Source organism: Microbispora rosea (genome assembly GCF_044460045.1).
GTDB classification, from domain to species: Bacteria; Actinomycetota; Actinomycetes; order Streptosporangiales; family Streptosporangiaceae; genus Microbispora; species Microbispora rosea.
In genome coordinates, this window is record NZ_JBITJO010000002.1 from 671,809 (window position 1) to 690,862 (window position 19,054).

14 protein-coding genes are annotated in these 19,054 nt (G+C 72.5%); 9 read left to right on the plus strand and 5 right to left on the minus strand.

The features are described 5' to 3' along the window. Positions 1-257: 257 nt before the first annotated feature. On the minus strand, positions 258-1,712 hold the full coding sequence (locus tag ACIBK1_RS10460) for a sensor histidine kinase (protein ID WP_231513701.1): 1,455 nt from the start codon (positions 1,710-1,712) through the stop codon (positions 258-260). A 39-nt stretch (positions 1,713-1,751) separates the two neighbouring features. Beyond that, positions 1,752-2,405 (minus strand): response regulator transcription factor, encoded by a 654-nt coding sequence (locus ACIBK1_RS10465; RefSeq protein WP_030505492.1) that lies wholly within the window; start codon positions 2,403-2,405, stop codon positions 1,752-1,754. A gap of 244 nt (positions 2,406-2,649) precedes the next feature. Between ACIBK1_RS10465 and ACIBK1_RS10470 the strand changes: the two genes are divergently transcribed. Then, positions 2,650-2,814, plus strand: a complete 165-nt coding sequence (locus ACIBK1_RS10470) for a hypothetical protein (RefSeq protein ID WP_167769255.1) — start codon at positions 2,650-2,652, stop codon at positions 2,812-2,814. 170 nt (positions 2,815-2,984) lie between these two features. Here the strand turns inward: ACIBK1_RS10470 and ACIBK1_RS10475 are convergent, their stop codons facing one another. Continuing rightward, positions 2,985-3,806, minus strand: a complete 822-nt coding sequence (locus ACIBK1_RS10475) for an inositol monophosphatase family protein (RefSeq protein ID WP_396733920.1) — start codon at positions 3,804-3,806, stop codon at positions 2,985-2,987. Positions 3,807-3,918: 112 nt separating this feature from the next. Beyond that, positions 3,919-5,850, minus strand: coding sequence for a S9 family peptidase (locus ACIBK1_RS10480; protein WP_076434767.1), 1,932 nt, complete (start codon positions 5,848-5,850; stop codon positions 3,919-3,921). A gap of 131 nt (positions 5,851-5,981) precedes the next feature. On the opposite strand from ACIBK1_RS10480, the gene ACIBK1_RS10485 reads away from it, so the two are divergent. Next, positions 5,982-6,983, plus strand: a complete 1,002-nt coding sequence (locus tag ACIBK1_RS10485; RefSeq protein ID WP_396733922.1) for a ferrochelatase — start codon at positions 5,982-5,984, stop codon at positions 6,981-6,983. Between the two features lie 50 nt (positions 6,984-7,033). Here ACIBK1_RS10485 and ACIBK1_RS10490 read toward each other — a convergent pair whose 3' ends face one another. After that, positions 7,034-8,239, minus strand: coding sequence for a lytic transglycosylase domain-containing protein (locus ACIBK1_RS10490; protein WP_396733923.1), 1,206 nt, complete (start codon positions 8,237-8,239; stop codon positions 7,034-7,036). 187 nt (positions 8,240-8,426) lie between these two features. Between ACIBK1_RS10490 and ACIBK1_RS10495 the strand changes: the two genes are divergently transcribed. From ACIBK1_RS10495 to ACIBK1_RS10525, 7 genes are all read left to right on the plus strand, one after another. Continuing rightward, entirely contained in the window at positions 8,427-9,620 is a 1,194-nt protein-coding gene (locus ACIBK1_RS10495; protein WP_030505497.1) for an MFS transporter, read from the plus strand. An 83-nt stretch (positions 9,621-9,703) separates the two neighbouring features. Continuing rightward, positions 9,704-10,996 (plus strand): D-arabinono-1,4-lactone oxidase, encoded by a 1,293-nt coding sequence (locus ACIBK1_RS10500; protein WP_036404475.1) that lies wholly within the window; start codon positions 9,704-9,706, stop codon positions 10,994-10,996. Positions 10,997-11,496: 500 nt separating this feature from the next. Then, positions 11,497-13,851 carry a septation protein SepH gene (gene sepH / locus ACIBK1_RS10505; protein WP_396733925.1) on the plus strand — a complete coding sequence of 785 codons (2,355 nt, stop codon included), beginning with the start codon at positions 11,497-11,499 and terminating at the stop codon, positions 13,849-13,851. Positions 13,852-14,223: 372 nt separating this feature from the next. After that, a complete protein-coding gene (locus tag ACIBK1_RS10510) occupies positions 14,224-15,618 on the plus strand; it encodes a vanadium-dependent haloperoxidase (RefSeq protein WP_156080703.1) in 1,395 nt (464 codons plus the stop codon). Positions 15,619-15,744: 126 nt separating this feature from the next. Continuing rightward, complete coding sequence (locus ACIBK1_RS10515) at positions 15,745-17,082, plus strand: helix-turn-helix domain-containing protein (protein WP_396733928.1); 1,338 nt, start codon at positions 15,745-15,747, stop codon at positions 17,080-17,082. 116 nt (positions 17,083-17,198) lie between these two features. Then, a complete protein-coding gene (locus ACIBK1_RS10520; protein WP_036404850.1) occupies positions 17,199-18,161 on the plus strand; it encodes a daunorubicin resistance protein DrrA family ABC transporter ATP-binding protein in 963 nt (320 codons plus the stop codon). Between the two features lie 46 nt (positions 18,162-18,207). After that, positions 18,208-19,020 (plus strand): ABC transporter permease, encoded by an 813-nt coding sequence (locus ACIBK1_RS10525; protein WP_396733930.1) that lies wholly within the window; start codon positions 18,208-18,210, stop codon positions 19,018-19,020. The last annotated feature ends 34 nt before the right edge of the window (positions 19,021-19,054 follow it).

Sequence of the window (19,054 nt, forward strand, 5' to 3'; positions counted from 1 at the left end):
TGCTACTCCATCCCCCTCATCTATCTGCCTGCGCCTGTGTCGCGCGTGGATAACGCTCGGAAGGCCGGTGTTGTGCCCGCGGGGGCCGGTAAATTGTGCATTCGGTACCCGCTTGAACGAACACTGAACCTTCCGACACGCGAGGGGCATCCCACCGGGGGCTGCGGTTAGCCAAATATGGCGAAAACCACAGTATCGGCGGTATCCCCACCGCGTTCGACGGCACATCCAACCACATGTACGGCGTGCTCGCTCCATCAGCGCGCCGACTGCGGCGTCCCCGGAGATGCCCCGGCTCTGGAGAGACGCACCGTCACCACGAGACCGCCCCCGTCGCGGGGGACGGCGGCGACCGTTCCGCCGTGCGCGCGGACGATCGCGCGGACGATGGACAGACCGAGACCCGCGCCCTTGGCGGATTGAACCCGATCGGCATTCAGCCGCCGGAACGGCTCGAACAGGCTCTCCACCTCGTACGCGGGAACGTGCGGTCCCGTGTTCGCGACCTGAACAACCGCACCCCCGTCGACAATTCCCGACCGGACCCAGACTTTTCCGGACTCCCCAAGATTGTGCTTGATGCCGTTCTCGACGAGGTTGGAGACACAGCGTTCTATGAGAACCGGATCACCCGTCGTGGCCGCCGGGTGGAGGTCGTGCTCGACCGTGACGCCCTCTTCCTCGGCGAAGGGGGCCAGTTGCTCCACCGCCGTCCTGGCCACCTCCTGGACGTCCACGGGCTTTCGCACCGACAGCTGACGCTCGCTGCGGGCGAGCAGCAGCAGACCCTCGATCAGGCGCTCGTTGCGTGCGGTGGTGCCGAGGAGCGTGCGCCCGAGCACCTTGAGGTCGTCCGACGCCTCGGGGTCGGACAGAGCCACCTCCAGCACCGTACGGTTGATCGCGAGCGGCGTCCGCAGCTCGTGGGATGCGTTGTCCACGAACCTCCGCTGGGCGTCGAAGGCGGTGTTGAGCCGGATGAGCATCGCGTCGAAGGTGTCGGCCAGCTCCTTCAGCTCGTCGTCGGGGCCCTGGAGGTCGATGCGCTCGTGGGCGAGCGAGGTCTCCGACAGCTTCCGCGCGGTCGCCGTCATCTTGATGACGGGCCGCAGCGCCCGGTCGGCCACGAGGTACCCCAGCATCAGCGCCAGGATCCCCACGCCCAGCAGCGCCAGCAGCGCCCGCTTCAGCAGCTCGGCCCGCGCCACCGCGGTGACCTCCGCCTGCGACTGGGCGAACTGGTGGTTGGCCTCGTCGATCCACTCCTGCGGCACGCTCCCGCGCGGGAAGATGATCTGCGGCACGCTCTGCCAGCCGATGTCGATCGCCTGGCCGATCAGCACGTACATGACCATCACCAGCAGCGCGCCGGCGACGAAGACCAGCGCGGCGTACGTGAGGGTCAGCCGCCAGCGGATGCTGACGCGGTTCTGCAGCGACCTGATCTCGTTGAGCAGGTTGCCCCGCTGCACGGGATGGGCGACCAGCGGCGGCGGGCCGTCCCAGGCGGGAGGGCCGCTGGGCGGCGGCGGCACCTGACTGCGGTAGGGACCGGTGCCCATCGGGCTCGACATCCTGCGGGTGGGACCCGCCGGGCTCCGGTCGCCGGCCGGAGCCGCCGCGTCCGGCGAGGGCGTGGCGGCGTCCGGCTGCCCGGGCGGCGGGAGGATCTGGGGCGTCCTCGTCTCGGAGGCGTCACGCGGTTCGCTCACTGGGCCCCCTCCCCCGGGACGTGGCGGTGGCGCGGGTCCTCACAGCCGGTACCCGACACCGGGCACGGTCTCGATGACCGGCGGATCGCCCAGTTTCTTGCGCAGCGTCATCATGGTCACCCTGACCACGTTGGTGAACGGGTCGATGTTCTCGTCCCACGCCTTGTCGAGCAGGTCCTCCTGACTGACGACGGCGCCCTCGGCCCGCATCAGCTCCTCCAGCACCGCGAACTCCTTCTTGGTGAGGTGGATCTCGGCCTCGTCCCTCGTCACCTGGCGCCTGCCGGGGTCGAGCCGGATGCCGGCGCGTTCGAGCACGGGCGGCAGCGGCGGCGCGGACCTGCGGCCGAGCGCGCGCACCCGGGCCACGAGCTCCATGAACACGAACGGCTTGGCCAGATAGTCGTCGGCGCCCAGCTCCAGCCCCTCGACCTTGTCGTCCACGTCGCCCGCGGCCGTCAGCATGATGATCCGCGAGGCCGACCGCTGGGCGACCAGGCGGCGGGCCACCTCGTCGCCGTGCACCTTGGGCAGGTCACGGTCGAGCACGATCACGTCGTAGTCGATGTAGCCGGTCTTCTCCAGGGCGGCGGCACCGTCGTAGGCGACGTCAACGGCCATCGCCTCCCGGCGGAGGCCGGTCGCGATCGCGTCCGCGAGCACCCGCTCGTCCTCCACCACAAGCACGCGCATCAAGTCCTCCTAGCTGGCACGACGGCCCCTCATTGTGGCTATATCCGACGTAAGCCGCCGGTAAGCGGTTCCTGCGCTCTACGTGACGTAGAGCACAGAAATTCACAGGTTTACGGTCGCTCCGGACATGGGTAAGGCCCGTGACACCCTCCATTGTCGTGTGCCGGGGAAGGGCGCGCCTCTCCGCAGGATCCGTGCCGGAGCCCCCCGTGACACGTTTTCGCCCCCTGAGAAAGAAGGTGAGATGGGCGAGTTCACGACCACGATCGAAACCAGGCTCGACCAGGCCTACAAGGGTCTTGAAGAGGCCACCACGAGCGGGGACGACTTCCTCGCCGACACCCTCACCGCCGAGATCGAGGACCTGCACCGCCTCGCCGAAGATCACGGCATTGCCATCCAGCGCTGACCGGAACCGACACTGACGAGGGGGCCCGCCATACGGCGGGCCCCCTCGCCTGTACCCAGGGCGAAGCCGGAGCGAACTCGACCCGAACTTGGGACGAACTCGGCGCGAATTCCGCGGAAAGACCGCCGGGTCCGCAGGCCGGCCGAAGAGGGGCGCCCCGATCGGGCGCGTCAGTCGCGCTCGGGGTCTAGGGGGACGAGCAGGTCGTGCAGCTCCTCGAAGAGCCCCGGGGCCGCGCACAGCACCATCTCGGGACTGACCGGCCTGCCGTTCAGACCGGCGATGCGGGCCCCGGCCTCCTCGGCGATCAGGCCCGCCGCCGCGTGGTCCCAGTAGTTGGCGCCGCGCTCGTAGTAGGCGTCGACCCGGCCCGCGGCGACCGAGCAGAGGTCCACCGCGCAGGAGCCGCCGCGCCGGATGTCCCTGACCTGGGGGACCACCTGCGCCAGCACCTCGGCCTGCACCCGGCGCCGTCCGGCCGCGTAGCCGAACCCGGTGGCGACGAGGGCCTTGGCCAGCGGGACGCCGGTGTTGCAGCGCAGCCGCTCGCCCCTCAGCCAGGCGCCGCCGCCCTTCGACGCGGTGAACAACTCGCCGCGCGGCACGTTGTGCACCACTCCGGCGACGATCTCGCCGTCCACCTCCACGCCGATGCTGACCGCCCAGTCCGGCAGGCCGTACAGGAAGTTGACCGTGCCGTCGATGGGGTCGACGACCCACCGGACGCCGCCCTCGCCCGGGGTGTCGCCGCCCTCCTCGCCGAGGACGGCGTCGTGCGGCCTGGCCTCGGCGATCCTGGCGCGGATCAGTTCCTCCGCCGCCCGGTCGAGCGCGGTGACGACGTCGGTGGGGCTCGACTTGGTGGCGAGCACCTCGGGCCGCGCGGGCCGCTTCGCGAGGAGCATCTGGCCCGCCTCCTCCGCTATGCCGGTCGCCAGCTCCAGCAGCTCCTCCGCCCGCGCCCGGTCATGCCGGTACTCCCGCTCGTCCATCCTGGCCTGCCCCCTCCTCGTACGTGCTGCCACCGAAGCGGCCGGCGCCCGGCTCGGGCGTCGGCCGCACGGATGACATCCTCCCAAACCAGGATGTACCGCCATTCACCCGTCAGGTGAGGGACGGCGGCCGGGTCCACTCCTCGCCCAGGACGTGCTGAGCCAGGAAGGCCAGGACGGTCTCGTACCAGGCGACGGCGTTGCCGGGCTTGAGCACCCAGTGGTTCTCGTCCGGGAAGTAGAGGAACTTCGACTCGACCCCCGAGCGCTGGAGGTCCCACCACAGCCGCAGGCCCTCGCCGATCGGCACGCGGTAGTCCCTGTCGCCGTGGATCACCAGCATCGGCGTCCTGATCTCCCCCAGCCACCGGTGGGGCGACAGGCGGGCGTACCGGGCGGACCCGAGGGCGCCGAACTCGCGCTGCCAGAAGTTGGCGCCGTCGGTGGTGCCGGCGAACTGGTCCAGGTTCCACAGCGACGCGTGCGTCACGATGGCCCGGAACCTGTCGGTGTGCCCGGCGACCCAGTTCGCCATGTAGCCGCCGAACGAGCCGCCCATCGCCGCCGTCCGCTGCTCGTCGATCTCCGGCCGCTTGAGGCACTCGTCAGTGATCGCCATGAGGTCGGCGTGGGTCACCGGTCCCCAGTCGCCCCAGCCCCGCTGGATCATGTCCTGGCCGTAGCCCGTGGACATGCAGGGGTCGGGCAACAGCACGGCGTAGCCGTGCCGCGCCATGATCCAGGGGTTCCAGCGCCAGCTCCAGTCGTTCCAGCTCGACACCGGGCCGCCGTGGATCCACAGCAGGAACGGCGCCGGGTCCTCGGCGGTCGCGTCCGCGGGGACGACCAGCCAGCCCCGGATCTCGGTCCCGTCCTCGGCCGTCGCGGTCACCTCGGTCAGCGTGCCGGGCAGGTCGAGCGGCGGCGTGGGCGAGGGCAGCGTGGTGACCGACCCGCCGGGGGCCACCCGCACCGGACGCGGCGGCGAGTCGATCGCGCCGCGCAGGGCGTAGACCGAACCGTCGGGAGCCGGGCACAGCTCGGCGTACGCACCGTCGTCCGAGGTCAGCCTGGTGACCGCGCCGTCCAAGGTCGCGCGGAAGATCGGCCGGCGGCCCTGGTGGTCGGCGGCGAAGAACAGCTCCCGCGAGGAGGGCGCCCACGCGACCGAGGCGGGGAAGACCTCCCCGGCGACCGCGCGCCCTTCACCCGTGGACAGGTCGACCACCCACAGGTCGAGCGCGATCGGCGTCTCCTCGGTGCCGTGGTGCTCACGCAGGCAGGCGACGTGCCGCCCGTCCGGCGACACCGTGACCGGCCCGGCGAAGTCGTGCCCTTCGGACGTCGCGAGCGTGCGCCGGGATCCGTCCGCGACGTCGACGGCGACCAGGTCCCAGCGCACGTCTCCGCTCGGGAGCGCAACCCGCCAGGTCGCGACCACGGTCTCCCCGTCGGGGGTGACGTCGAACGACAGGTGCTCGTCCAGCGCGCCGCCAGGCTCCGGCGTGAGGTCCCGCACGTCCTCCAGTCCCTCGCGCGCGGCGCGGCCGGCGAAGAACCTGGTCTGCGCAGGGCCGAGGTCGTGGTCCCAGTAGCGCACCGGGTAGCCCTCGTGCAGGATCGCGCTGACCCCGGCCTCGTCGCGGGCCTTGCGGCGCTCCTCCTCGGTGGCGGCGTCGCCGGGCAGCACCTCGGAGGCGTAGACGACCGTGCCGCCGGCCGCCCGGACGCCGCCGATCCCGCCGGGGCGGGTGGCGACGCGCACCGGCTCGCCGCGCTCGGGCAGCAGCCACAGGGCGGCCGTGTCGCCGCCGCTCTCCTTCGCCGTCTCGTCGGGCCGCCGGGAGACGAAGAACAGGGTCCCGTCGGGGGCGAACTCGGCCCCCGCCTCTCCCTTCGCCGACCGGGTCAGCCGGCGGGGCTCGCCCCCGGGATCCTGGGGGATCTCCCACAGAGCGGTGCCGTACGACTTGCCGTCGGGGTTGAGCGACTGGACCACGGACACGAGCCGGGTCCCGTCGGGTGACAGCCGCAGGGCGTTCATGCGCGGCAGGGCCGTGTATTCGCGGATGTCCGGAAATTGGCTCACCGCTCGAACCTACTCCGTGACGCACGCACCACCCAAGCCGTCAGGCGCGGGCGGAAGCGTCATACCACCCGCGTAAGGTGTGGCGCATGGGGAGCACCAACGGATACGACGCCCTGCTCGTCGTCTCCTTCGGCGGGCCGGAGAAGCCCGAGGACGTCATGCCGTTCCTGGAGAACGTCGTGCGCGGCCGGGGCGTGCCGCGCGAGCGGCTGCTTGAGGTCGAGGCGCACTACCAGGGGTTCGGCGGGGTCAGCCCGATCAACCAGCAGTGTCGTGACCTGATCGCCGCCCTCGACGTGGACCTGCCGGTCTACTGGGGCAACCGCAACTGGCACCCGTTCCTCGAGGACACGGTCCGGCGGATGAAGGAGGACGGCGTCCGCAAGGCGGCGGCCTTCGTCACCGCGGCCTACAGCTCCTACTCCAGCTGCCGGCAGTACCTCGACGACATCGCCCGTGCCCGCGCCGCCGTCCCCGGCGCTCCCGAGATCGTCAAGCTCCGCCACTACTACGACCATCCCGGCTTCATCGCGGCGATGGCCGACCACACCCGCCAGGCCCTCGACCGGCTGCCCGCCGACGCCCGCGAGCAGGCCCGGCTCGTGTTCACCGCGCACAGCATCCCCGTCTCCATGGCCCGCACCGCCGGGCCCTCCGGGGGCGCGTACGAGGCGCAGCTCAGGCGTGCCGCGGAACTCGTGACCGCGCAGGTCGGCCGGGAACGGCAGGGCGAGGAGCGGTCCTGGGACCTGGTCTGGCAGAGCCGCAGCGGCCCGCCACAGGTGCCCTGGCTGGAGCCCGACGTCTGCGACCACCTGGAGGCGCTGCACGCCGAGGGCGTGCGGTCGGCCGTCCTGGTGCCCATCGGCTTCGTCTCCGACCACATGGAGGTCGTCTACGACCTCGACGTGGAGGCCGCGGCCACGGCCGAGAAGCTCGGCATGGCCCTCACCAGGGCCTCGACCGCGGGCACCCACCCGCGGTTCGTGTCGATGGTGTCCGAGCTGCTGGCCGAGCCCGAGCCCGCGCCGTGCGCGGCGACCTGCTGCCCCGCCCCGGTCCGGCCCGCCGCACGGCCGGGCCGGTAGCGGCGCCGTAGCGGGACGGCAGGACCGGTCCCCCGCAGGTTCCCCGCGCGTCAGGAGGCGTACGTGCGGGCGTACGCCTCGGCCAGCGACAGGACCTTGTTCACGTAGTCCCACGAGTGGTTGTAGAACCACACGGACTTCCTGAGCTTGTCGCCGCCCGCGCCGGCCCCGTTGGCGCACAGGTATTTGGCGGCCGACGGCACCGCGTCGTAGGGGCTCCAGATGTCCGCCTCGCCGTCGCCGTCGCCGTCCACGCCGTACGCCTTCCAGGTGGCGGGCATGAACTGCATCGGCCCGAGCGCCCCCGCCGACGAGGGGCCGTTGTTGCGGCCGTGGCTGCTCTCGACCTGGCCGATCGCAGCGAGGACGGTCCACGAGAGGCCGGGGCAGACGGTGGCGGACCGCTGGTAGAGGTCCAGGTAACTCGTGGGCCGGCCCACCAGGGCCCGTCCCGGGGTCGGCGTGGCCCGCGGCGGGACGGCGGCGGCGCCGACCCGCACGACCTGCGCGCCCTTGCCGAGCAGGCGCGCGACCGCCGTGTCGCTCACCTTGCCCGGGTCCCCGTGGACCAGCACCACGACGCCGCCGGGGAAGCCGAGCCTGCGGCCCAGGTCCTGGCTGACCAGGCCGTCCACGCCGGGCAGCCCGAGCGAGGCGGAGGCCGCCACGCGCAGCCTGGGGCCCCGGTCGATCTGGTACTCCGCGCCGAGCACCATGCCGAAACGCTTGATCGCCGCCGCGTCGCCGACCAGCTCGCCCCGCGCGAGCGCGCTCCACACCTCCGGGTGATCGGCCACGTTCTTCGGCGTCCACGACCGGAACGTGGCCGGGTCGACCGCGAGCAGCCGCAGGGCCGTGCCGGACACACGCACCTCGCCGCCGTCGGCGACCGCCACCTTCTGCACGTGCCGCAGCTTGGCGATCTTCAACAGGGTGCTCTGCGGCACCCGCTTCGGGGAGATCGCCAGCAGGTGCGGCAGCGTGACCTGCACGCCGGGCCCGCCGACGACGGGCGCGCTCGACGGCAGCGTGCGGTCGGGCACGAGGCTTTTCGCTGTCGCCCGCGCGGCCGGAAGGGGGTTGTCGTCCCGCGTGCGGTCCGTCTCCGCCCTGGCGCCGCCTGCCGCCATCGCGCCGTCACCCGGCCAGGTGACCAGGAAGGCGGTGCCCGCGGCGATGATGCCCAGGATCACGGCGGCGAGGCCGGTCACGATCGGGCGCAGCCGTGTGGGGCCGGAATGAGTGGACGACCTCACCTCAGCCCCTCCACCCCCGACGCGGAAAAATCACTTGCCTCATGATAGGCGGGTACGCGAGGGTCAAACTGGAGATAAACGCCGTCCGCGTGTCCCGGAACCACCCGGGGCCGCCGCTGCTGTCGAACGGCCGGCCCGGACGCACACGCACCCCAGTGCAGAACACAGTGCTGAAGGGAAACACAACATGGTCGGGCCGTACCGGGGGCTGTTCGGCACGCCCGGAGTCAAGGGCTTCGTCATCGCGGGATTCATCGGGCGGGCGCCCATGTCGATGCTCGGCATCGGCGTCATCCTGCTGATCACCACCATCACCGGCTCGTACGCGAAGGCGGGGGCCGTGGCGGCGACCTTCTCGATCGCGGTCGCGGTGGCCGGACCTCTCTCCGGGCGGCTCGTGGACCGGTTCGGGCAGGCGCGGGTGCTGGTCCCGCTGGTGCTGCTGCACGGCTGCTCGCTCACCGTCCTGATGCTGTGCGCCCACTCCGGGATGCCCGAGTGGACGCTGTACGCCGCCGGCGCGGCGTCCGGGACCACCGGGATCTCGCTCGGCTCGATGGTCCGGGCCCGCTGGTCGCACGTGCTCGCCGACCCCGCCAAGCTGCACACCGCCTTCTCGTTCGAGTCCGTGGCCGACGAGCTGATCTTCGTTGGCGGCCCGGCCTTCGTAACCGCGCTCACGATCGCGATCAACCCCTACGCGGGCCTGATCGCCGCGATCGTGCTGACCGTGTCGGGCACGCTGGCCTTCGCCTCGCTCCGCGGCACCGAACCTCCGGCCGTACGGCACCGGGGGGCGGCCGGGTCCCCGATCGCGATCCCGGGCGTGGCGCTGCTGTCGGCGGTCTTCCTGGCCATGGGCGCGGTGTTCGGTTCCGTCGACATCATCACCGTGGCCTTCGCGGAGGAGCACGGCAGCAAGGGCGCGGCCGGTCTGCTGCTCGCGTCGATCGCGTGCGGCAGCGCGGTCTCCGGCCTGTGGTACGGCTCGCGGCACTGGAAGATCAGCCTCCGCTCCCGGTTCGTCCGCGGGCTTTCGCTGTTCGCCGCCGGGCTCACGCCGGTGCTGCTCATGCACGACGTGCGGGTCATGGCGCTGGCGCTGTTCGTCGCCGGCCTGTCCATCTCGCCCACCATCATCACCGGGTTCTCGCTGGTGGAGCGCATGGTCCCGGCGACCCAGCTCAACGAGGGCATGGCGTGGGTCACCACCTCGATCAACCTCGGCGTGGCCGTGGGCTCCTGGGCGGGCGGACGGCTGACCGACGCGTTCGGGGCGTCCAACGCGTACGGCTTCTCCTACGCCTGCGCGCTGCTCGCGGCCGTCGTGGGCCTCGCCGGCTCCGCGCTGGTCCGGATGCGTCACCAGCACACGAACTGAGACCGCCGCCCCGTAGGCAGCGGGGCGGTCCATGAGTAGTGTTCATGTTCACTCCGGGGCGAGGTGCCGGGGCGAGGAGGAGCATGGACGCCTTCGTCAACTGGGCGGGCAACCAGTCGGTCACCCCCGCGGAGGTCCGCGCCCCCGCCTCGGCGGCCGAGGTCGCCGACGCCGTGCGGGACGCCGCGAAGACGGGCCGGCGGGTGCGCATGACCGGCACGGGACACTCGTTCACCGGGGTCGCGCTCACCGACGGCATCCTCCTGCGGCCCGGCGCGCTGACCGGCGTCCTCGAGGCGGGCGACGGGTGGGTCAAGGTCGCCGCGGGCACCCCGCTCCACGCGCTCAACGAGGAACTCCACCGGCGCGGCCTGGCCCTGGCCAACATGGGCGACATCACGGCCCAGACCGCCGCGGGGGCGATCCAGACCGGGACCCACGGCACCGGCAGGCACGTCGGCGGCCTCGCCGACCAGGTCGTCGAACTGGAGATGGTGCTCGGCGACGGCTCCGTCACGACCGTGCGCGAGGGCGACCTGTTCGACGCGGCCCGGGTCGGCCTCGGCGCGCTGGGCGTCCTGACCGCCGTCACGTTCCGGGTCGAACCCGCGTTCCTGCTGCGCAACCGCCGCGAGCCGATGGCGTTCAGCCGGATCCTCGACACGCTGGACGACCTGACGGAGGCCGACGACCACCTCGACTTCTTCTGGCTGCCCCACACCGACACCTGCCTGGTCAAGCGCAACAACCGCGACGACGGCCCGGCCCGGCCGCCCGCCGCCTTCAAGCGCTGGCTCGACAACGTCTTCCTGGAGAACACGCTGTTCGGCGCGGCCTGCGCCGTCGGGGCCCGGTTCCCCGGCGCGGTGCCCGCGATCAACGGGATCTCCGCGCGCATGCTCGGCACGTCGGAGTGCGCCGACACCTCTTACAAGATCTTCACGTCCGTGCGCGAGGTCCGCTTCCTGGAGATGGAGTACGCCGTACCGCGCCACCACCTCGCCCAGGCCCTGCGGGAGACGCGGGACCTCGTGGAGCGGTCGGGCTGGCCGATCACCTTCCCTGTCGAGGTGCGGGTCACGCCGCCCTCGGACGCCTGGCTCTCCACCGCGTACGGCAGGCCATCGGCGTACGTCGCCTGCCACGTCTACCGCCAGGCGCCCAACCCCGCGTACTTCGAGGGCGTGGAGGAGATCATGGTCAGGCTGGGGGGCCGGCCCCACTGGGGCAAGCTGCACACCCGCGACGCGGACTACCTGCGTGGGGTGTATCCGAGGTTCGGCGATTTCCTCGCCCTGCGCCGCGAGATGGACCCGGACGGGCTGTTCTCCAACGATTACCTCGACCGGGTGCTCGGCGCGTCGCGGGAAGGCTGACCCCATCGCCGCGTAAAGTCCCTCTCCACGGTCCGGCGTCTTCCGCGTGTCGCGTTGCCCGCGCCGGCCCTCGGGCAGGCACATTGCGGAGCACGGGCACACCAGAGCCCGGCGCGCCACTCGAACCCGAGGGAGCAAGCAGGAATGAGACCCTCCCGCAGGTACGGCCGCACGGCGTACGGCACGGTCACGCCGCCGTGCGCCGCGCCCGCGCCGTGCGTACGGGCGATGGGCGCGCACCACCTGAGGAGACACGACCCTCGCTCTCGCCTTCCGGGCCGGATCGGCGGCGCGGCCGCCGCCTGCGCACTGCCGCTTCCGGACGACCGACAGGTTGCGGAAAGGTGAACACGAAAAATGTGACCGGGGTCACAACACCTGCCTCGCCCCCTGGCGAGGCGATGTTCGGACATGCCGGGTACGGTGCTGGAAGGCAACCGGTTCACGCGAGAGACTCAAGGGTCCGGGGGAAGACAGAGCACGACGACGAAGGGACTCGCATGCAGGAGCTCCGTCTCGTCGCGGTAAGTGAAGACGGAACGTACCTCGTCCTGGCGACCGCCGGGCGGGGCACGCGCTTCACGCTGCCCGTCGACGACCGGCTCCGCGCTGCGGTTCGCGGCAACTTCTCCCGTCTCGGCCAGTACGAGATCGAAGTGGAGAGCCCGTTGCGTCCCAAGGAGATCCAGGCGCGCATCCGTGCCGGCGAGACGGCCGAGGAGATCGCGGCCACCGCCGGCATTCCGGTGGAGAGAGTCCGCTGGTTCGAGGGACCGGTTCTCCAGGAGCGCGAGTACATGGCCCAGCAGGCCCAGCGGGTCTCGGTCCGGATGCCCGGTGAGACGACCCCCGGGCCCACGCTCGGCGAGCTGGTCGCCGAGCGGCTCACCCGGCGCGGCGTGCCGGCCGACGAAATCGACTGGGACTCCGCCAAGCGCGACGACAACCTGTGGCGCGTGCGGCTCGGCTTCGTCTGGAACGGCCACACCCGCCACGCCGAGTGGCTCTTCGACCCGCGCCGCCGCCACATCACGCCGAACGACGACGAGGCCATGCGCCTGTCGGCCGCCGAATACGTCGAGCCCGAGCGGGACGACGCCACCGTGCGTCCCTTCGTGCCCCGTCTGGCGTCCAAGCTCGCCCCGGTGCCGTCGCTGCCCGCGGAGACCTCTTCCCGCCGTGACGAGCCCGGTCTCGGCGTGCCCGCCGTACGCTCCGAGCCCGCCGCGCTCCCCGAGCCCGTGCCGCCGCCACGGCTGAGCCCGCCGCTGCGCGCGGAGTCCGGCCGGCCCGAGCGGCCCGAGCCGTACGCGGACGAGCCGGCGGCGTACCGGCCCGAGCTGACCCCGGTGCCCTTCCGGCTGCCGCAGTCGCTCGTCGCCGGCCCCGATGTCGTGCCCCCGCCGCCCGGCGCCGAGACCAGGGTGGAGAGCCCGGCGCAGACCGGATCGGCGGTGGAGGCCGCTCCTCCGCGTACGCCCGCCGACGCCGCCCCGGCCACCACGGGCGTTCCGCCCGCTCCGGGCCCGGACGCCGCCGGAGACGGCGCGGTCTGGGGAGACGGTCAGGACACCGTGGTGTGGCAGGCCGCGTCCCAGACTTCCGCGCATGCCGTCACGCCCGCGCCGGTGCCCGCGCCAGTGCCCATGCCCACGCCCACGGCGGAGGCCGCAGCGCCGGGCGCTGTGACCGGCGGGAACGGCGCCGCCGCCGAGACGGCCGGCGCGACGCGACCCGGGGAGACGACGGACGCGCAGGAGGCCGCGCGCCCGGCGACGCCCGTGGAGCGGGCGGCCCCCGAAGACTCGACGACGACCACGAGCACCACCGTGACCCCGGACTCTGGACTGGACTCCGCTGTGGAGTCCACGGCGGAATCGGGGACGGCAGGCGCCGCGGCGACGGACGACGTGGCCGCTGTGGCGTCCTCCCGGGACGCCGAGGACCGCGTCTCCAGCCGCGAGAGCGCGGAGGCCGCCGTGGGGGCCACCGTGGAGACCGCCGCGGATACCCCCGTGAAGACCGCCGGGGAGGCCGCCGCACCTGCGGAGGCCGCGCCACCGGCCGAGCGACCGGCCGCCGCGCCCGCCGCGCGACCTGTCACCGCCGCGGCCCCGGTCACGGCTGCGGCTGCGGGCACGGCTCCTGACACGGACACGACTCCTGACACGGGCACGACTGCTGACACAGACAAGGCCGCGGACACGGCCGGGGGCGGCGCGCCGGACGAGGCGTCGCCGGCGGCCGCTGTTCCCGTCACCGTCCCCGCACCTGCTCCGCCGGCGGAGTCCGCGAAGGACCCCGCTGCGGGCCCCGCGGCCGACGTCACAGCGGTGACAGTGCCCGCGCCGAGCACGCCCCCGGAGAGCGCCTCGGCTCCCATGCCGAAGCCCACCGCGGCTCCCGCCGCTCCGGCGACTCCTGCCGCTCCGGCGGCACAGGCCACACCTGCGGCTCCTGCGGCAGCGGCCACTCCAGAGGCTCCGGCGGCACAGACGCCACCGCCCGCGCAGCCGACGGCCGAGGCCGCTCCCGCACCGCAGGCACCGGCACAGCAGGCACCGGCACAGCAGGCACCCGCACCGCAGCCAGCGCCGCAGGCACCCGCGGCCCAGGCACCCGCTGCCGCCCCGGCGCCCCGCCCGGGGGACACGCGAAAGACGCAGCGCACGGGCGACGGGTCCAAGGACGGGGCGAAGGAGGCGCAGAAGGAGGCTCCGAAGGACGCCAAGCCCGAGACGCCCGCGCCGCCCGTGCCGAAGCCCGCTCCCCCGCGGCCCCGTAAGTCGCGCGGACGCCGGGCGTCGGTGCCGACCTGGGACGAGATCATGTTCGGCGCGCGCAAGCAGGACTGACCGCGCAGGACACGGCGTCTCCCCGCACCGGGGACAGAGCCGGCGTCGTCACGACTCCGCGTGAGAGGCCGGCCGGTGGGTTCGCGAACTCGCCGGCCGGCCTTCCGTCTGTCCGGGCCCATGCCCGTGGTCCCCGGGCTCCTCTTCGTCCTCCTCTTCGTCCCAGGACACGTATCAGGGGCGCTCGATTCGCGGCGTGACCGGACGCGTCTGTCCAGCCGTTCCACACGAGGCGGGCCGCACGGGAGCGTCCGGAACAGTTCCGCACGATCATGAATCTTGTCCTGCGTTCCGTCGATCAGGGATCTTCCGTGATGCACCCCTCCCCCGGCACTCGGCCGGGGCTCGGGGCCTTCCCCCCGGAGGTTCTCCTTGCATCGACGATCCCGGTGGAAACGCGTACGTGTGATCGCGGCGGCCGCCGTCATGACCGCCGGCACGCTGGTCGCGCTTCCCCAGGCGGCGCACGCGGCGGTCACGGGGCCACCGCCGCAGGCGTCCGCCTTCGATCACGTCCTCTACTGGAACAGCGTCTTCCTCGACACCATCCGCACCCTTCCCCGCGACGGCGTCGACCCGCAGTACAGCCACGACGGGGACCCGACCCGGCTCGCGCGGGCCGGTGCCATGCTGCACATCGCCGTCCACGACGCGAACTGGCCGGCCGCGCCGGTCACGTACCTTCCCAAGATCACTCAGCAGAACCCGAACGACTCGATAGAGGCCACGATGGACGCGGCGGCGCACCGCGTGCTCGAACACCTCTATCCGTACATCGACTTCGACGCGAACCTGGCCTACGCCCTCGCGCAGATCCCCTCGTCGGTGCCGTCCCGCTACGTCCTGGGCGGCCGGACCGACGGCGAGAGGATCGGCGACCTGATGATTGCCGAAAGGTCGGGGGACGGGCCGGCGTTCGACCTCTCGTACACGGAGGGCACGGTCCCCGGCGCGTGGCGGCAGACGGGCTCAGGACCGGCGGTGACGCCGAACTGGGGGAAGCTCAAGCCGTTCGCCATGACGTCCCCCACGCAGTTCCGGCCGGGGCCGCCCGGCGGCTTCACCTCCTATGACCAGCTCGTCCGCAGCTCCCAGTACGCACAGCAGGTCAACGAGGTCAAGGCGTACGGCGGGGCGAGCAATCCCACCTCGCGGTCCGCCGATCAGACGCAGGCGGCGTTCTTCTGGGCCAACGACGGCAAGGGCACCTATCGGCCGGTGGGGCAGCTGTTCGCCATCACCCAGGCGGTCTCCCGGCAGAAGGGACTGAGGCAGAACGAGACGGCCGAGCTGTTCAACCTCGTGTCCATGGCGCTGGCCGACGCGTCGATCGTCGCCTGGGGAGCGAAGTTCGACTCGCCGATCGACCTGTGGCGGCCGGAGAGCGCGATCAAGCTGGCCGACACGAGCCTCAACCCCGCCGTCACGCCCGATCCCTCCTGGGAGCCGCTGTCGGTGAACGCCGCCGGACAGCACTTCTCGCCGCCCTTCCCCGCGTACATATCGGGGCACGCCACGTTCGCGGGGGCGTGGGCAGGAGTGATGCAGAGGTGGTTCGGACACAACCTGACCTTCACGGCGACCACCGATGATCCGAACGCCAATCCCAAGACCAGGACCTTCACGAGTTTCGAGCAGGCCGCCGAGGAGGACGCGCTCAGCCGGCTCTGGCTCGGCGTCCATTACCGATGGGACGCCGACCGGGGGCTCGACGCGGGATTCAACCTGGGCGACTTCGTCTACGTGACCAAGCGCGACCAGGGATAACAGCAGAGCACCACCTCCAGGCCCTCCGGGCGGCGTAATCCGCTGACCGGGGGGCTGCCTCGCGTCATCGATCTTTGTTAGTGTTTCGCCCGGATCGACGCCGAAGCGTGGCTTGGGAGGATCGTCGTGTCAGGGCCGTTCAGCGTGCCTCCCCAGCCCGACGGTCTCGCCACCGCAGCCGAATTCGTCGCCGCGCTGGGCCGTCTCCGCCAGTGGTCCGGCCTGACCTACCGGCAGCTCACGGCCGCCGCGAAGGCGTCGGGAGACGTGCTTCCCACCAGCACGATCGCGGGGGCGCTCGGGCGCACGACCCTCCCCAGGGAGGAGTTCGTGGCGGCCTTCGTGCGCGCCTGCGGGCTCGGCGAGGCCGAGACGGCGCGCTGGGTGGCGTACCGGAAACGGCTGGCCGCCGGCATGGCGCCTGTGACCGATCCTCACGACGCCGCCGCGGCCCGGCACCACCCGCCCGGACTGCCGGAGCAGCCCGGCCCGGACGTCCGGCCCGATCAGACCGGCCGCTTCGAGCCCGGGGGTCTCGACGGGCGCGACCAAACCGGCGACCAGGCCGAACCCCGCGACCAAGCCGAACCCCATGACCAGGCCGATCTCCGCGACCAAGCCGAACCCCGTAACCAGGCCGAACCCGGCGGCCAAACCGGTCCCCGCGACCAGGGCGATCCCCCTGACCCTGCGCGACCGGGCGACCCAGCCGGACCGGGCGCCCCGGCCCTACGGGCTGCACGAGGCGCAGCCGCCGTACGACCGGGGCACCGGGCGCTGCGGCGCTTCGCCATAGCGGGGGCCGGCGTCGCGGTCCTGCTCCTCGCCACGGGTGCGGTCCTGGCGCAACTGCGCGTCTCCTGGGCGGGCGGCGACGCCCGGCCCTCGGCTCCCTCCGCCGCCGCGACGGCCGGAGACGACCGCACCCCACCCGCCGCCTCCCTCCCGGCCCCGACGGCCGGAAGCCGGCGCCCCCTGCGCGACGGGTGGTATCACATCGTCCCGTCGCACGTCGCCGGCCGCGACCTGTGCGTCGGGGAGGGACGCGAGCGCAACGGGCGGACCGACCGGCCACTGGCCGTGCAGCGTCCCTGCCGGGATCTCGTCCCCGACACCTACGTGCGGGCGGCCGGCGGCGGCGCCTACGAGATCCAGTGGCACCATCCCAAGGAGGGCGTCGGCTGTCTCACGGTCGACGAGGCGCTGAGCGAACCGGGCGTGCTGGTCGCTCCCGAGAACTGCACCGGGGCGGCGCACCAGCGCTTCCTGCTGAATCCCGCCGGGGCGGGGTTCGCCCTGCGCCCCCTGCACAGCGGGCTGTGCCTCGGAGCGCTGTACGGCGAGCCCGACGTGGTCCCCGGCGCCGAGCTCGCCCAGGAGTCGTGCACCGGGCGAAGCGACCAGGTGTTCCTCTTCCGTCCCGTGCCCGTCCCCCCGTGGACGCGCGCTCGCCACACCCCTTAGGACCCACGCGTCTCACCCGGCCGCCGTCAGCGATATGTCAGCGGCTGACGGCCGCCCTCAGGGAGATGTCAGCGCCGCTCCGCATGGTGGAGGTGTACACGAGCGAAGGAGACACCATGGGCCATGCGATCCAGGCCGAGGGGCTGGCGAAACGGTACGGCGAGACGAGGGCGCTCGACGGAGTGGACCTGGAGGTGCCGCAGGGCCGCCTCCTGGGCGTCCTGGGCCCCAACGGAGCGGGAAAGACCACGGCGGTGCGGATCCTCGCGACGCTCGTGCGGCCGGACGAGGGCGGGGCGCACGTGGCGGGGTTCGACGTGGTCCGGCAGGCGCACCAGGTGCGTTCACTCATCGGGCTGACCGGGCAGTACGCGGCCGTCGACGAGGCCCTGACCGGGGTCGAGAACCTCGTGATGATCGGCCGCCTGCTGGGCCTGACGAGGGCGGAGGCACGGCGCCGGGCCGACGGCCTGCTCGACCGCTTCGCGCTCACCGACGTGGGCGGGCGGGCGGCCAAGACCTACTCGGGCGGCTTGCGCCGCCGGCTCGACCTCGCCGCAAGCCTGGTGGGCCGCCCCCAGGTGCTGTTCCTGGACGAGCCGACGATCGGCCTCGATCCGCGCAGCCGCACCGACCTGTGGGGCGTCGTCCGCGGTCTGCAGGACGAGGGCGTAACCGTCCTGCTCACCACGCAGTACCTGGAGGAGGCCGACCAGCTCGCGGACGACATCGTGGTGTTCGACCACGGGAAGGTGATCGCGAGCGGCACACCCGACGCCCTGAAGGCGGCGACCGGGGGCCAGGTCCTGGAGCTGCGGCCCAGCGAGGCCGCCCACCTCGATCTCGTCCGCCGCGTGGTGGCCGACGTGCTCGACGCCACGCCGGAGGTCTCCCATGGCCAGGTCACGGCGCCGATGCGCGAGTTCGCGGCCGTCTCCGCGATCGTACGGCGCCTCGACGACCTCGGCGTGGTCGCGGCGGAGCTGTCGCTGCGCCGGGCGAGCCTCAACGAGGTTTTCCTCGCGCTGACCGGCCATCGCGCCGAGGACGAGGAACAAGACGCCGAGGCCGCGGCGTGAGACCGCGACGGAAGCCACAGGACGCACGAAGCGACGAGGAGAGAAGATGACCACGATCACCGGCACCGCGCCCGCGGTCGCGGCGTCCTCCCGGCCGGGCGCGGGGGCGGCCCTGCGCCACACGATGACGCTCGCCTGGCGGAGCCTGGTGCAGATCAAACACAACCCGATGGAGCTGGTCGACCTCAGTGTGCAGCCGATCATGTTCCTGCTGCTGTTCACCTACGTTTTCGGCGGCGCGATCGCGGGATCCACGGGCGACTACCTGCAGTTCGCGCTGCCCGGCCTGGTCGTGCAGAACATGCTGTTCGCGAGCATGACCACGGCCGTCGGGTTGAACATCGACATCACGAGGGGCGTGTTCGACAGGCTGCGCAGCCTGCCGATCTCCCGCTCCGCCCCGCTGGCCGGGCGCATCGTCGCCGACACGCTGAAGCAGGTGTGGGCGTTCGCCCTGTTCCTCGGACTGGGCCTGGTGCTCGGGTTCCGCGTGCACATGGGGATCGCCGGGGTGCTCGGCGCGCTCGCGCTGCTGCTGGCGTTCGCGCTCGCGATGTCGTGGATGGCGGTGCTGGTCGGGGTCACTGCGGCGAGCATGGAGAAAGTGCAGATCCTGATGTTCTCGCTGATGATGCCGATCACCTTCACCAGCAACGCCTTCGTCGCCACCGACACCATGCCGCCGTGGCTGCGGACATGGGTGGAGGTCAACCCGGTCAGCCACCTGGCGGACGCGGTCCGCGGACTGCTGGGCGGCGGGCCTGTCGCGTCGGACGCCACAGTCTCCCTGCTGTGGGCCGCGGGCATCGTCGTCGTCTTCGCCCCGCTCGCCGTCCGCGCCTTCCGCAACCGCGCCTGACAGCACAGCGCCCGGGGCGGCTCACGGCCCGGCG